14 protein-coding genes are annotated in these 15,666 nt (G+C 54.4%); 6 read left to right on the forward strand and 8 right to left on the reverse strand.

Going from position 1 to position 15,666, the window contains the following annotated elements:
* The first annotated feature begins 37 nt into the window (after positions 1–37).
* On the forward strand, positions 38–922 hold the full coding sequence (locus tag MKY82_RS32375; RefSeq protein WP_339296735.1) for a methyltransferase domain-containing protein: 885 nt from the start codon (positions 38–40) through the stop codon (positions 920–922).
* Positions 923–1,072: 150 nt separating this feature from the next.
* On the opposite strand, the gene MKY82_RS32380 is transcribed toward MKY82_RS32375, so the two are convergent.
* From MKY82_RS32380 to MKY82_RS32415, 8 genes are all read right to left on the reverse strand, one after another.
* Complete coding sequence (locus tag MKY82_RS32380) at positions 1,073–2,611, reverse strand: cation acetate symporter (protein ID WP_220687219.1); 1,539 nt, start codon at positions 2,609–2,611, stop codon at positions 1,073–1,075.
* A gap of 134 nt (positions 2,612–2,745) precedes the next feature.
* Entirely contained in the window at positions 2,746–4,257 is a 1,512-nt protein-coding gene (locus MKY82_RS32385) for a cation acetate symporter (RefSeq protein ID WP_071218739.1), read from the reverse strand.
* A gap of 6 nt (positions 4,258–4,263) precedes the next feature.
* Positions 4,264–4,563 (reverse strand): DUF485 domain-containing protein, encoded by a 300-nt coding sequence (locus tag MKY82_RS32390; RefSeq protein WP_009593006.1) that lies wholly within the window; start codon positions 4,561–4,563, stop codon positions 4,264–4,266.
* 186 nt (positions 4,564–4,749) lie between these two features.
* On the reverse strand, positions 4,750–5,547 hold the full coding sequence (locus MKY82_RS32395) for a LytTR family DNA-binding domain-containing protein (protein WP_339295094.1): 798 nt from the start codon (positions 5,545–5,547) through the stop codon (positions 4,750–4,752).
* Positions 5,534–7,300 (reverse strand): LytS/YhcK type 5TM receptor domain-containing protein, encoded by a 1,767-nt coding sequence (locus MKY82_RS32400; protein WP_339295095.1) that lies wholly within the window; start codon positions 7,298–7,300, stop codon positions 5,534–5,536. Before MKY82_RS32400 ends, MKY82_RS32395 begins: the two co-directional genes overlap by 14 nt.
* A gap of 322 nt (positions 7,301–7,622) precedes the next feature.
* The gene (locus tag MKY82_RS32405; protein ID WP_339296736.1) at positions 7,623–8,105 is read right to left on the reverse strand and encodes a threonine/serine exporter family protein; all 483 of its coding nucleotides are present in this window, start codon (positions 8,103–8,105) and stop codon (positions 7,623–7,625) included.
* A gap of 23 nt (positions 8,106–8,128) precedes the next feature.
* Entirely contained in the window at positions 8,129–8,884 is a 756-nt protein-coding gene (locus MKY82_RS32410; protein ID WP_339295096.1) for a threonine/serine exporter family protein, read from the reverse strand.
* Between the two features lie 198 nt (positions 8,885–9,082).
* Entirely contained in the window at positions 9,083–10,066 is a 984-nt protein-coding gene (locus tag MKY82_RS32415; protein ID WP_339295097.1) for an aldo/keto reductase, read from the reverse strand.
* 220 nt (positions 10,067–10,286) lie between these two features.
* Here MKY82_RS32415 and MKY82_RS32420 point away from each other — a divergent pair, with 220 nt between their 5' ends.
* From MKY82_RS32420 to MKY82_RS32440, 5 genes are all read left to right on the forward strand, one after another.
* Entirely contained in the window at positions 10,287–10,811 is a 525-nt protein-coding gene (locus MKY82_RS32420) for a PadR family transcriptional regulator (RefSeq protein ID WP_194540056.1), read from the forward strand.
* Between the two features lie 86 nt (positions 10,812–10,897).
* Positions 10,898–11,608, forward strand: coding sequence for an ABC transporter ATP-binding protein (locus tag MKY82_RS32425; RefSeq protein WP_339295098.1), 711 nt, complete (start codon positions 10,898–10,900; stop codon positions 11,606–11,608).
* 36 nt (positions 11,609–11,644) lie between these two features.
* Entirely contained in the window at positions 11,645–12,415 is a 771-nt protein-coding gene (locus tag MKY82_RS32430) for an ABC transporter permease (protein ID WP_339295099.1), read from the forward strand.
* 332 nt (positions 12,416–12,747) lie between these two features.
* A complete protein-coding gene (serS, locus tag MKY82_RS32435; RefSeq protein WP_339295100.1) occupies positions 12,748–14,055 on the forward strand; it encodes a serine--tRNA ligase in 1,308 nt (435 codons plus the stop codon).
* A 554-nt stretch (positions 14,056–14,609) separates the two neighbouring features.
* Positions 14,610–15,647 (forward strand): LLM class flavin-dependent oxidoreductase, encoded by a 1,038-nt coding sequence (locus tag MKY82_RS32440; protein ID WP_339295101.1) that lies wholly within the window; start codon positions 14,610–14,612, stop codon positions 15,645–15,647.
* The last annotated feature ends 19 nt before the right edge of the window (positions 15,648–15,666 follow it).

Raw genomic sequence — 15,666 nt, forward strand, 5'->3', positions numbered from 1 at the left:
GCCCGATTTATGTACCCGGATAAGGAGATGAATAATGATGACCAAGGATATGACCGAAGTGTGGAGTAAGGATTTCGTTCCCGATGGCAACCGTGCCAGCAACGTGGATCGTTTCACCGGCTTTGAGGATACCTATGACCAGCATCGCCCCGAAGCTCCCCAGGAGGTTGTCGCCCTGCTGACAGGCTATTTGGAGCGCAAGCCCTCTCTCGTTGTCGACTTGGGATGCGGAACGGGACTATCCTCGTTTGCATGGAAAGACGCAGCGGACCAGATCATCGGCGTTGAACCGAATGACGATATGCGGGGCAAGGCCATGGCCAAACTGCAGTCGCTGCAGGAAGAGGCTGACGGCAGCCACGGTGTGCAGCTTGCCGACATCAGGTTTGTCTCCGGCTATTCGAACCAATTGGCGCTCCCGGATCAGTCCGCGGACATCATCACCTGTTCCCAATCCTTCCACTGGATGGACCCGGCCAGCACGTTGAAGGAGGTTTCCCGCGTTCTGCGTGAGGAAGGGATATTCGCGGTATATGATTGTGATTGGCCGCCGAGCCTGACCTGGAAGGTCGAGCAATCCTACCATGAGCTGATCGAATGGGCAGAGGCCACCATCGACCGCCATGTGGAGGCACAGGAAAAGGCCTATAAAGGGAATAAGAACGAGCATCTGAAGCATATCCGGGAGAGCGGAGTGTTCCGGTTTTCCAAGGAGATCGTATTCCATCATATAGAGCCGTTCACCGCCGAACGATATACCGGCCTTGCCGTCAGTCAAGGCGGTATCCAGACCGTGTTCAAGCTGAAACAAACCGAATTGAACGATAAAATCGCACAGTTCCATGCGCTGGTCGAGGAGCACTTCCAAGGGCGGACACTTCCCGTTATGCTCAGCTACCGCATGCGGCTTGGCATTAAATAAAGCAAGAAGCATCGAAAGGGATAATCCCGAGGTCCTCGCGCATCCTGCGGGGAGGATTGAAATATACGGGCGCGGCTAAGGGGTTTGGGGGGCACCCGAACCATCTCAGCGCGTCTTTTTCAGCCTTTCATCATCCTTATGTATGAAACGTCACCCCGGCTCGCGGGTACGAATCTCATCCGGGGCCACATGGGCAATGGCCTGCATCGTCTCGAATCGGCCGCTTGAGCCGACTTTGCCGGATAGCAGGGTGCCGAGAATACCGCCAGCGAAACCAATCGGAATGGACACGATACCCGGATGCTTGAGCGGGAAAATCGCTTCCGCCCGGATCCAGCCGGCCCCGGGATCCATGACGTTAGGCCCCACGGCCATGAGCAGCAAGGAGGATATCAATCCGGCGGCAATGCTCGACATGGCCCCATACGTATTAAATCTCCGCCAAAATAGCGTGAACAGCAGCACCGGCAGATTAGCCGAAGCCGCAACCGCGAACGCAAACGAAACAAGAAATGCCACATTCAGCTTCTGCGCGCCGAGGGCGAGCACAATCGAAGCGGTGCCAACCCCAATGGCCGAAAGCTTGGCCACTCTCATCTGCTGCGCCTCGGTCGCCCGTCCTCTGCGGAAAATGCTGCTATAGACGTCATGCGCAAATGCGGAGGATGCCGTCAGCACAAGCCCCGAGATCACGGCCAATATGGTTGCGAAAGCAACGGCCGATACAAAGGCCATTAAGAATTCGCCACCCAATGCGCTTGCGAGCAGCGGCGCCGCCAGCTCAACCCGCTCCGACAAAACGGACCAATCGACGAAGGCAGCCGCCCCAAAACCAAGAAAAATGGTCATGGCATAAAAGATGCCGATCGTGAACGTTGCGGTTTTGACCGAAGAACGGACCGTACGCGGGTCTTTTACCGTGTAGAAGCGCGCAATAATATGCGGAAGTCCCGCTGTCCCTAACACCAGCGCCATATTAAACGACAGCATGTCGAGCGGGTGGTCGAACATATTACCCGCCATCAGAAACCGCTCCTGCAATGGGGTCGCCCGCTTCATGGATTCGAATAAACCAACCAGATCCCAATCGAACCTAGCCAACACGATGAGACTCACGATAAAGGTGCTGCTCACCAGCAATATGGACTTGACGATCTGCACCCAGGAAGTCGCAAGCATGCCGCCGAACGTGACGTAAATGGTCATTAGGCCTCCGACCAGCACGATGGCGAGCGACGTTTCCAGCCCGAACAGCAAATGCACGAGCCACCCGGCACCGACGAGCTGGGCAATCATGTAGAAGACCGTAATCATCATGTTGTTGACGGCGATACATCCGCGCAGCCGTTTCTCGCTGAACCGGACCGCCACCGCATCCGCCATCGTATACCTGCCCAGGTTATGAAGCGGCTCGGCTATGATGTACTGCACGATCACATAGGAGGCTAGAAAGCCGATCGAATAGAAAAAGCCGTCGAAGCCGTACACCGCAATGGAGCCCGCGATGCCAAGGAAGGACGCCGCGCTCATATAGTCGCCGGAAATGGCCAAGCCGTTTTGCAGCCCGCTCAGACGATTGCCCGCTGCATAGAAATCATTCGTGCTCGTTGTCCGCCTGGCAGCATAATACGTAATCATTAACGTGCCGACCACAATCGCCAGAAAAAAAACGATGCCGGATATGTTCATTTGCATGCCTCCTTCCGCTTCAGCCTGAAAGTCATGTTATATCTTTATTTTACGATAAAATGACAAAAAAGGGCGATCCCCCTTGCTGCCAAGCAGCTGGATACACCCTTTTTGGTCAAAGAATCGAATCCGGATTACGCGCCCGTATTGGCCTTGACCAGCACTTCGGCATACTTCGCTTCATCCTTGGAGGAGGATAACAGCGTGCCGATATAAGCTGCCAGAAAGCCAAGCGGAATAGAGATGATGCCCGGGTTGCTCATCGGAAAGATCGGATCGCCAATCAAAATTGCCTTTCCGGCCGGATCCCATATATTCGGACTAAGCGCCACAAGAATCACCGTGCTGATCAGCCCGGTCAGCATCCCGGTCACTGCGCCTGTCGTATTAAACCTCTTCCAGAACACCGTGAACAGGATGACCGGTAAATTCGCGCTGGCCGCAACGGCGAAAGCGAGCGAGACAAGGAATGCTACGTTCATCTTCTGAGCGAACAGCGCGAGCAGAATGGAGACAATGGATACGCCAATCGATGCGTACCGTGCCATCTTCAGCTGCTCCTTCTCCGACGATTCACCGCGGCGCACGATTTGGCCATAGAAATCATGGGCGAAGGCGGATGCCGCGGACAGCACAAGCCCCGTCACCACGGCGAGGATTGTCGCGAACGCAACCGCCGAGATGAGCGCGAACAGGAAATCGCCGCCAATCGCTTTGGCCAGGAGCGGGGCAGCCATGTTACCCGCTTTATCGACCTCGGTAATATCCGCCGCGCCTACAAAGGCGGCAGCCCCAAAACCGAGAAAGATCGTCATGACATAGAAGATGCCGATAATCCAGGTAGCGTATACCACGGAGCTGCGTGCCGTCTTGGCGTCCTTAACGGTAAAGAATCGGGTCAAAATATGCGGCAGACCTGCGGTGCCGAGTACGAGCGCAAGGTTAAGCGACAGCGTCTCCAACGGGATTTTGTATTTATTCCCCGGGTTCAGGAATGCCTCCTGCAGCGGCGTAGCCGTCTTCATATGATGGAACATCTGGGTCAGACTGAAATCGAATTTGGCGAATACGATCAGCGAGATGATGAACGTGCCAGCCATGAGCAGCACGGCCTTCGAGATTTGAACCCAACTCGTGGCATGCATGCCGCCGAAGACAACATAGATCGTCATGAGCACGCCGACAATCAGCACGGACGTGACATAGTCCAGTCCCAACAAAAGCTTAATCAGTGCGCCTGCCCCAACCAGCTGCGCGATCATGTAGAAGATGGAGATGGAAATCGTATTCAGCGCTGCAACGCCGCGCACTTTTTTGTCGGAGAAACGAGCGGCAATCATATCCGCCACCGTATACTTCCCAAGGTTCCGAAGCGGCTCGGCGACAAGGTACAGCACCACCAGGTAAGCTACAAGGAAACCGATGCTATAGAAGAAGCCGTCAAAGCCGACTAACGCGATCGAGCCTGCGATGCCAAGGAAGGAGGCAGCAGACATATAGTCACCGGCAATGGCTGTCCCATTCTGCCAGCCCTTGAGCCCTCCGCCTGCCGTATAGAAGTCGCTGGTGTTGGTTGTTTTCTTGGCAGCGTAATACGTTATGATCAGCGTGAGCAATACAATTCCGCAAAACAACGCGATAGCCATAGTCGATTACGCCCCCATATCCTTTTTAATATCGTCTACCATACGATCGAACTGGGCCGCCTTGCGGGAGTACAGGATGCACAAGACCCATGTCATGACGAACTGCGCAAATGCAAATACCCATGCCCACGTGATCGGGCCGATCGCAGGGTGGTTCAACACGTCGGTGTACGAAGTGAGAATCGGCAGCGCAAAGTAAAACAGAAGAAAAAAGACGGTCATCGGAATAATGAACCGTTTCTTGCGGGAGAGCAGCGTTTTGAATTTTTCAGAATGCCATACTTCGGTATAGCTTTTTTCTTCCATTGCCTTTCCCTCCATTAACGATCAGGATTCTATGGCGTCTCCCATGAATGAAAGCGCTTTAGAATGATTATATACAGGAGGATTGCCCGCGACCACAGCTCCTGCGCGAAACGTCCGATAAGGTGTGCGAAAGGGCGGATATGCCGCCTGAACCGGGAGACCATCACCGTCCTTCCGCGCTTCCCCCTATGCCTCCCTAAGCAACCGGAACAAATCCCGGGCAGCTTCCCGCGACAAGGGAATCATCGTCCGCTGCTCATCCTTTAGCACAATATTGTAAGCGCCGTTCTGCCAAGGGGACAGCTCTGCAATCCGGTTCACGTTAACCAGGTAACTGCGATGAGGACGAAAGAACGAGTAACCTGCCAGCTTCTCCTCCAACTCCTGCAGCGTGCTCTTGCTCGTAATCCGCTGGCCTTCCGCCGTCCATATGCGGATGACCCGCTCCTCGCGCACCGCGTACAGTATCGCCTCGGGATCGACGAGCACATGTTTGTCCCCATCATCGAATAGCAGCTTGCCGCGCATGCTGCGGGCAGCAGCCTCAGTGGAAGGATACGAGGCTGCCTGTGGGGCCACATCATAAGCTTCCTGCTTTTGCGGGGTTTGCCCTTCATGAACCCTGCTGCGTATTCGCTGCAGGGTTTCCTTTAATCGCATATGGCTGTAAGGCTTCAGCAGATAATCAATCGCATTCAGACCAAACGCCTCGACAGCATACTCGTCATAGGCTGTCGTAAACACAATGAAGGGGGAGATCGGGGAGGCTTTCAGCATTCGCGCAGCCTGCAATCCTTCAAGCTCCGGCATATGAACGTCGAGAAAGACGACATCCGGCTGCCGTAAGGGAACCAGCTCAAGCAGTTCCCGGCCGTTCGCGGCATGAGGAAGCAGCTCGATATCAGGCTCCTGTTCCAGCAGGTAAGCCAGCTCCTCCCTTGCCAATCGTTCGTCTTCGGCTATCATCGCTTTAATTCGCTTCACGATACCGGCTCCCTTCCGATAGACTGCAGGGGATGCTGAAGGATATGCTGCATCCGCCCTCTGCAAGATTTTCTACGATGAGTCTGGCCTCCTTGCCAAACATGCTGATTAAACGCTGATTGATATTGTAAATGCCGTTTCCCGTACCCTCGCTGCCGATGATCGGCTGTTCGCCGAGACTGTCCAGCACCTCGGGCGAGATGCCTGCCCCGTTGTCCCGCAGTTGTACAACCGCCAGATCGCCCGCACGCTTTAGGGTCAGTTGGATGATGCCCCCGCTCGCCTTATCGCGCAAGCCGTGCTTAATGCTGTTCTCCACCAGCATTTGCAGCGTTGCAGGCGGAATCATAAGCTCGCCAAGCACCGGATCCAGCTGGCATTCAAACGTGAACTGATCCTCGAACCGGATTTGAATAATGTCCAGATAAGCATTCAACAGCTCCATTTCCTCACGAATGGTCGTTCTGCGGGAGGCCATGACCTTGACGTTCAAGCGCATGAACGCCCCCAGCTGCATCGTGGCATGCCTTGCCAGCAGCGGATCGCTCCGGATCAACGAATGGATCGCGTTGAGCGTATTGAACAGAAAATGCGGATTGATCTGCGCCTGCAGAAGCTTCAGCTCCGCCTCTTTCATTAAATGGCTCATCTTCTCGTGAGCCGTGGCCCCAAGCTGATAGGAAATGAGCTGTCCAAGCCCTTGGGCCATCACCAGCTCGACGCGCCGAATATCCTGGGGCCGCTTGAAATAGAACTGGATGACGCCCACGATCTCGTGACCCTCGATCATCGGGACAAGAATGGCGGCGCCGAGCGCCGGATGACGAGGCTGAATATCTTCCGCATTCTCTATGATCCGAAACTCGCCGGTCGCAATGACATTCTTGGTCAAGTCGGATGTGATCTCTTCTCCGGGATCAATGGTACGGCTGGCGGCACCGGCATGGGCCAGGAACCGCTCCGTATCCGTAATGGCGACGGCCGTTGTTTTCAGCTCGCGCAGCAGCAAGGTGGCCACGGCCTGAGCCGTTCGGTACGTTAAGCCCTGCTTCAGATGGGGCAGCGCCGCTTCCGCGATATGGAATGCCTTCTCCGTCTCGTACGCGGCTGCCCGCTCCTCCTCGGTGAGCGCAACGCGCAGCATCGTCGTGAAGATCGCAATCGATATGCTGTTGGTCAGCACCATCGGCAGACCGATCAGGTTGACCAGCTCAACCGCGCGGTCCGGCTCATCCGCACAGATCAAAATAACTCCCATGTGCAGGATCGGGGCGAACATGCCGACGAATAACGCTTTTGCCGGCGAGATCACCCGCTCCTGCGAGAAGAATCGGGCTACGCCCCCGGCCAGGGCGCCCGTAAGCGGTACGGCGATCGCTCCAGCCAGCCCCGTGTAGCCGCCGATATACAGGAGATGGGCTCCTGCCAGAAGCCCGCCCCCGATGCCAACGCGGGGCCCGCCAATCAGCCCGCCAATCACAACGCCGACCAGGGCGGAATGGGCCAGGGCCTGCTCCTCTGTCAGCCGCATCAGCCAGAAGGAGGAGCTCGATTCGCCATTCTCCACGACAACGCCTGCGTATGCCCCTAGGATGCCGAAGAGGCCAAACAGACAAGAATAGATGAACATCCGCGTGCCGGACATCTCTTTGCGGTCCAGCAATTGGCGGAACAGCGGAATTCTCGTCAGTATAAACGTCAGGATGAGCAGCATGCCCATCCGTTCGAACAGATGCAGCGTCAACTCCTGCATGGACATCCCTCTTCTTTGATGGACTAGGAATCTTCATCTGACGGTCAGTGTACGATATCGATAGATTGAATAGAATTGAATGCGGTTTCATTTCATGCAGTAAAGATTATATAGCACAGCGAGGATTTGGACAATAAAAAGGAATAACATGAAACTTATGTAAAAATATTCACGCAGGGGACATACCCTTCAGTGCACTCAAAAAAAACCGCATCCCCCGCAGTTAAGCGAAAGATACGGCCAGTAAGCAGCTGCAAGCCAAAACATCCGAATCTGTTCAGCATCCTGACGTGTTAGTTAGGTCTCTCTGAATCGCGAGATTTTACGATGAGCCGCTCGAATTGGGTTTTCCGGCTCTTCTCCGGGTTATCGACCATTTCCGGATGACCTGATTGGTCACCTCAGATAGCAGCAAACCCAGCGCGATGGCGCCTGAAATCATGAACGCTTGCGCCCCCAGCTGGACGGCCTGATCGAATTGATTCTGAGCCAGATGGCGAAGGGCATTATAGGCAACACCGCCCGGCACGAGCGGAATAATCCCTGACACGCTGAACACGATAATGGGAGTCTTGTATTTTTTGGCGAAAAAATGGCTGATCATCGTCACGCAAAAAGCCGCAAACACGGTAGCCGTCACCGGCTCAACCATCATGTTCTGCAGCAGGATGTAGAGCAGCCAGCCCACCATGCCGGCAAACCCGCACTGCAGCAGTGCTTTTTTGGGTACGTTAAATAGGATCCCGAAGGCCGCCGAAGCAACGAAACTCGTGATGAGCTGCTGTATATAAAAGGTTGCCACCATCTTCACCTCCACTCACTCTTCTCTTAGAATGACAACGTAAACGCAATGCCTGCACCGATGGCAAAGGACGTAACAAATGCCTCCGCGCCTTTGGACAAGCCGGATATCAAATGCCCCGCCATCAGATCGCGGATAGCATTCGTGATCAGCAAGCCCGGTACCAGCGGCATCACGGAACTGATAATGATCGTATCCAGCTGATGGCCGAGTCCGTATCTGACCATCCATACGGAGGTTATGCCGATGACCAGCGCTCCAGAGAATTCGGCGAAGAATCGCACCGGTATGACCCGATGCATGAATACAAAGCAGGAGAAGCCAAGACCGCCCGCTATGGCCGCCGGTACGAAATCCGGCCAGATGCCGCGAAACATAATGAGAAAGCAGCCGCTTGCGATCGCGGACAGGAGAATCAACAGCCATGTCGGATAAATCGCCTGTTCATGCTCGATTTTCTCAAGCGCCTTGTGTGCCTCTTCAATCGTCAGCTCACCGAGGCTTATGCTCCGAGACACGCTGTTGACCTGATGGATCTTATCGAGATTGGTTGTCCGATCCGAAATACGAATGAGCCGCGTTATATGCTGAGGCTCCTCCACCGAGAAGATAATCCCGGTCGGAGTCATATAGCTGTGGCTGTTCTCTACGCCGAAAGCCGCAGCGATCCGCATCATCGTATCCTCTACCCGATAGGTTTCCGCACCGCTTTGCAACATAATTTTTCCTGCTAACAAGCAAACCTTGATGATGTCATGCTCCCGCTTCAACAAGTCATTCAAAACGGCAATCCTCCTGCTGAACACATTCCGATTCAGAATCTTTGCCTATATTATAGTATCATTACCATGATCAAGCATAGGATATGCTTTAAAGCAGCACTGCGGCAGCTGCATTCGTTCTGTACAAAGCCCTCCTCCTACACAAAAAGCCCCCCGAATGATCGGGGAGCTTCTCTACGATGTACTTCGGATTTCGGCTTAATAGGCACCGCGGATGTGCATCGCTACCTGCTCCTGATAAAAAAGCGCAAGGCGCTCTTTCTCCTCCATACTGAACGAAGGCACGTCCAGCGTGCCCAGATTGTCTTCGATCTGGCGAACGTTGCGGAAGCCGGGAATCACGGCGGTGACCTCGGGACAGTCCAGAATCCATCGCATGGATGCACGGGCCATGTCGCCTCGGCCCTCGGCAATCCAAGCGAGCTCTCTGGCGAGCTCAACCCCTTTTTCGAACCACAGGCCGGCAAAGGTCTCGCCCACGTTAAACTGCTCCCCGTTCGCATTGAAATTCCGGTGATCCCCTTCGCTGAAGGTGGTGGTCTCCGTAAATTTCCCGGTTAACAAACCGCTGGCAAGCGGCAAGCGCACCAAAATGCCGACGCCCGACGCTTTGGCTTTCGGGAGCAGCTGGGCCAGCGGTTTTTGGCGGAACAGGTTGAAGATAACCTGCAGCGACCTTACGCCAGGTACCCCCAGGCAAAACAAACCTTCCTCCACCGTCTCCACGCTGACGCCGTAATGCCGGATTTTCCCCTCGGCCTGCAGCTTGTCCAGCACTTCAAACACTCTCCCGTCCTTTAACACCGCGAAGGGAGGGCAGTGAACCTGATAGAGATCAATCCGTTCACGCTGCAGCCGCTTCAGGCTGTTCTCGCAATAACGGCGGATCGACGCTTCGGAATAGGTCTGAAGATCGTGAATATCACCCGCTCGGCAAAACTTGGTGGCGACATGCACGGAATCTTCCTTCCCTTTGGTTGCGCGCGCGAGCAAATCCTCGGCATGCCCATCGCCATAAACGTCGGCGGTATCGAAGAAGTTCACGCCCTCGCCGATGGCACGGTCCAATCCCTTCAAGGCTTCCTGATCATCGGTCTGCCCCCATGAGCCTCCGATCGCCCATGTGCCGAAGCTGACCTCGCTAATGTGAAGCTCCGTATTTCCCAATTGTCTGTAATTCATTGACGTTATAGCCTCCTCATCAACTGCCATACTAGTTCACACTACTAGACTAAACGTTAAATCGCTTTCATTCAATCCATTTGGGACATTTACCTATTTTTCCGCTGGTTATTGACAATTCATTCCATCGACTCTATAATAACTATCAATATATATCCAACGTTGGATATCCAGTTATGTAGTTCTTCTTCACATACACATCCTAAGGAAGTGACCCAACATGACCAACCTCATCCTGCTCTCATTCCTGCGCCAGCGTCCGATGCACGGCTACGAAATTCAGCAGCTTATTCAGGCCAGCCGTATGGACATATGGACGAATATACTATCCGGCTCCATCTATTATGCACTTAACAAGATGGAAAGCGACGGTCTGATTGCAGCCACTGCTGAAGAGCGGACCGGTGCGAGACTTCGCAAAATTTACAGTATTACGGATGAAGGCGAGAAGTTATTTCAGAAGATGATCCGTGAAACCTTGACGCTTCCTCCCCACACTGTCAAATCCGACTTCTCTCTCGGTTTGGTCTGGATCGAGAGCGTTCCGAAGCAGGAAGCGGTTGAATTGCTGCAGCAGAACCTCAAGCAGGTGGAAGAATCGCTTGCACAGTGGCGTTCAGGTAAAGAAATCAAGGGACAGTACGGCTTATCCAAAATCGCCCTGGCCACCTTCGACAATGCGATCTCGATCCTGGAACAGGACATCGCCTTTCTCAACAAGATCATAACACTCGTTCAAGAATAAGCCTCAGCATCAGCTGCGGCTTTCATTTCCGGTCAATATCCAACATTGGATATATAATATTGGTTAATAAGGAGCGTGAACACGAGATGATGTTACCTACTCTCATTCAAGCGAAAGGTTTAAGAAAAACCTATGGTCAGCGAACGGTCGTACATGATGTGGCTCTGGATATACGGGAAGGTGAAGTGCTTGCAATCATCGGGCCGAACGGCGCGGGGAAATCAACGACACTGGATTTGGTGCTGGGCTTGCGCCGACCCGATATCGGCACGGTCACCTACTGGACCAAGAATCCAGCCCCGCATATCGGGCTTCAGCTGCAATCCACTCCCTTCTTTCCGGGATTTACGGCCCTTGAGAATCTGCGAATGTTCGCTGCTTTCTATGGAAAGCGGCTCAAGGATGCGGTGCTCATCGAGCACCTTAGCAGCTGCGGGCTTGCGGATGCTGCCAAAACCGATGCACTTCGTCTCTCGGGAGGCCAACAGAAACGACTCGCCATTGCCATTGCGCTAGTCCATACACCCAAGCTGCTGTTCCTTGATGAGCCCACCGCTGCGCTGGATCCGCGGGCACGCCGGAATATCCGGGAGCTGATCCGTTCCCTGGCAGACAAGGGCACCTCGATCGTCTTCACTTCGCATGACATGGAGGAGGTTCATAAACTCGCTTCCCGGCTGGTGCTCATCTGCGATGGGCGGGTGAAAGCTTCCGGCACGCCGGATGAGCTCCTCGGCTATTACCAAACAGATAGCCTCGAACAACTGTATATCCAACTGACTGATGAACAGGAATAACGACCGATTGGAATAAAAACCTTAGGAGGAATATCTATGCGAATCATAATGACCACCATGCTGCGGAGCATGTTCCGCGACACCCATACCCTGGTCTGGAACATCGTGTTTCCCATTGCCATGCTGATCGGATTGGGACTATATTTCAGCGACGACGCCTATTCTCACCGACTCCTCGCGGGCATGCTGACAACCAACATTTTGTTTGGGGCCACGATGGTTACCGCGTTTAATGTCATGGCCCAGCGCAACCGCGGCATCTATAAGCTGCTGCAGGTGACACCTTTTCGCACCGTCTCGTTCATTACCGCAATGACGGGGGCGCGAACCGTGCTGGCACTGCTCGTCAGCGTGTGTGTCATTCTCATGAGTCTATTTATGCTCGGAGTGAAGCTAAGCCTGACTGGGCTTACGCTGATGCTGCTTGTCCTTCTGATCGGCACCGTTTGTTTTACCGCACTCGGTTTTCTGGCAGCCAACCTGTCCAGGGATGAGGGCAATGTCAACATGATCTCGAACCTGATGAGTTTTCCCATGCTGCTGACAAGTGAAGCCTTCTATTCTTTAGAACATGCGCCTGCATGGGTGGTCATCCTGGGGAAACTGCAGCCGTTCCACTACCTGGTCGATGCCATGTCCACTGCCGTTTCTCTGCAAGGCAATATCTCCGGCATCTGGATGCCCCTGCTGATCCTCGCAGGCTTCACGATCCTTATCCTCGGCTCAGCCGCATGGACCTTCCGCTGGGATGCGGAGCATCCTGCCGGATGGAAGCAGGGAAGTGCGAACAAAGCGGCCACGATGTAACAGAAGCACAAAAATCCGAAGAGCCCCTTGTATAAAAGACATCTCATGCGGTATACTGAACAACAATATCAACATCAGGCCGATGAAGAGCTTCCAACTCCGAGGCGTTCTCGTCAAGGGGATCCGATCCTTCAACCGATCAGCCATCCCCCTAAGTTAACCGGACCCGCCCGTTACCGCGGAATCAAAGTGGATTGAACACGGACCCGCCTGTTTCGTGATAAGGTTACGGTTCAATCAATTTGGGTGGCACCGCGAGCGCATAAGCGTCCCTCGTCCCATATGGACTAGGACGCTTTTTTATTTTTTTCAGAAAAAGGAGCGCGGTGATCATGCTAGATATGAAATGGATCCGGGAAAGCACAGAGAATCAGGAAGAACTGCAGCGAGTAGCTGACCAGAAAGGCATTGCCCTGTCGGTTGCCGAACTTGTCCGGCTGGATGACCAGCGTCGGACGCTGCTGCTGACCGTGGAGGGATTGCGGCAGCGGCGCAATGCCATCTCGCAGGAAATCAGCACGCTCGTGCGGCAAGGCAAACAGGAAGAAGCCGAGCGGACGAAACAGCAGGTCAAAGATATCAATATGGAGCTTGACGAGCAGGAAGCGTTGTACCGGAAGGTCGATGCGGATTACGCCCAGCTGCTCATCCTTGTGCCCAATATCGTTTCGCCGGATACGCCGGTCGGAGCTTCGGATGAGGACAATGTGGAGATCAGACGTGTTGGCGAGCCGCCCGTGTTTGATTATGAATACAGGGATCATGTCACGCTCGGCGAGCAACACCGGATGATCGACATCCCCCGCGGCGTCAAAACCGCCGGCACGCGCAGCTACTATCTGACCGGCATCGGCGCAATGCTGCATCGGGCCGTTCAGCAGCTTGCGGTGGATATGCTGGTCGCCAAGGGTTTCACCCTTATGGACGTACCGTTAACCGTAAGGACGGAGACCATGGAGAATACCGCCTTTTTCCCGCTTGGTCAGGATCAGGCTTTTCAAATTACGGAGCAAGATAAGTGGCTCGTCGGTACCTCGGAGGTGCCGCTCGTATCGTTCTATAGCGGTGAAGTCGTCGATGTGGCGCAGCCGATTCGCCTGGCGGCAGCATCGCTGTGTTTCCGAAGCGAGGTCGGCTCGGGCGGCCGGGACGTCCACGGCCTGTACCGGGTGCATCAGTTCGCCAAGGTGGAACAGGTCGTTCTCTGCGAAGCCTGCGAGGAAGCCTCGGAGCAGCTTCTACAAGAAATCACGGCCAATGCCGAGGAGCTGCTGCAAAAGCTCGAATTGCCTTACCGTGTCGTTGCCGTCTGTACCGGGGATATGTCGCAGAAAACGTACAAGCAATATGACATCGAGACGTGGATGCCAAGCCGCGGTGCTTATGGGGAGACCCACTCGTCGTCGAATCTGCTCGACTTTCAGGCGCGTCGCTCGAACATCCGCTACCGGGACGCGGAAGGCAAGCTGCGCTACTGCCACACCCTGAACAATACGGCCGTGGCTTCGCCGCGGATTCTTATCCCGCTGCTGGAGAACCACCAGCAGGCCGATGGCTCGATTCTCATACCGAAGGCGCTCCGACCTTACATGAACGGGATGGAGCGAATCGAGCCGCCAGCCGATGCAGTCATGGAGTAAAGAAAGCTGCAGTGCGAATAGGGTGCGATTCTATAGGCTGTCATTCGAGACCATCCATTCGTATCGACATATAAAGGCAGCCGGGGCTCCGGCTGCCTTTCGTCTTGTTATTTTCTATGGTCTGTTATGCTGTCCTTGCCAAACATGGCCGCTGGACCGGAATATCCCCTTCTATTCGAACGGCCCCTCACAAGTGAGGGTAATCTTTTTTACTTGAAAAGGCTTAGGAAGCATATAGTAAATGAAGATACGTCTGTCTTCTCTGAAGGTTCTTCGATGTATATTTTTCTTTAGATTATCGAAGCCCTATGTTTTCAGCGATGCTGAACCATTCGATAATCGCAAGAAAAATTTCCTCTTAATGCGGTCTGTCTTCTCTGAAGTTACATCGATGTATATTTTTCTTATGGATTAAGTAGGTATATAATGTTCGTTATATAGGGGTACCAACTATCGATAAATAGGTTTCACTTTTTCCGGCATCCACTTAGACGGTTGTCTTCTCCCTATATAACAACTTACCGTGCAATGCACGAATAAGGAGGTCATTCCATATGACAGAACCCCATCTTGATCATACAGCGCCCAAAACGCTTCGCGATATCCCTATTTCCATTCTGGATCTCGCCCCGATTACAGCGGGCAGCACCGCTGCACAGTCGCTGCGAAATACGCTCGATCTGGCCCAGCATGCCGAGAAGTGGGGGTATAACCGCTACTGGCTTGCCGAACACCACAATATGCCGGGAATCGCCAGCTCGGCCACTTCGGTCGTCATTGGCCATGTCGCCGGGGGCACGAGCAAGATCCGCGTCGGAGCCGGCGGCATTATGCTGCCGAACCACGCTCCCTTGGTCATAGCCGAGCAGTTCGGCACCCTGGAATCGCTCTATCCCGGCCGGATCGATCTCGGCTTAGGTCGTGCGCCGGGATCGGATCAGCTCACATCTCGGGCGCTTCGCCGCGGTCCCGGCAGCGACGGGCAGGACTTCCCGGATCGCCTCGGCGAGCTGCGGAATTACTTCCAGCCCACCTCAGGCTCGTCCATGCGCATCCGGGCGATTCCCGGCGAAGGTCTGCATGTACCGATCTGGCTGCTCGGCTCCAGCGGTTTCAGTGCGCAGCTGGCAGGACAGCTGGGGCTTCCGTTCTCTTTTGCGAGCCACTTTGCCCCGGATTATCTGATGGCCGCGCTCGACCTGTACCGCACCAGCTTCCGTCCTTCATCCGAGCTGAGCAAGCCTTATGCTATGATCGGCGTGAACGTGATCTGTGCCGATACCGATGAGGAAGCACAGCGCCTGGCTACCTCGCCGTACCAGCAGTTCCTGAATATCATCCGCGGCCGCACCGGCCAGCTGAGTCCGCCGGTGGACAGCATGGATGATCTATGGAACCTGCAGGAGCAGGCCATCGTGAAGCGCCAGCTGAGCTTCTCTGCCATCGGCAGTCCCGCAACCGTCCGCGCGCAGCTGGAGCAGTTCCAGCAGTCAACGAATGCGGACGAAATCATTGTCGCGGCCGCCATCTATGATCATGAGGCGCGCCTGCGTTCTTATGAGCTGCTGGCGAATGTCGTCGGCATCAAATAAATGCTATACCAAAAAGACC

The organism is Paenibacillus sp. FSL W7-1279, assembly GCF_037969845.1.
Classification (GTDB): domain Bacteria; phylum Bacillota; class Bacilli; order Paenibacillales; family Paenibacillaceae; genus Paenibacillus_AQ.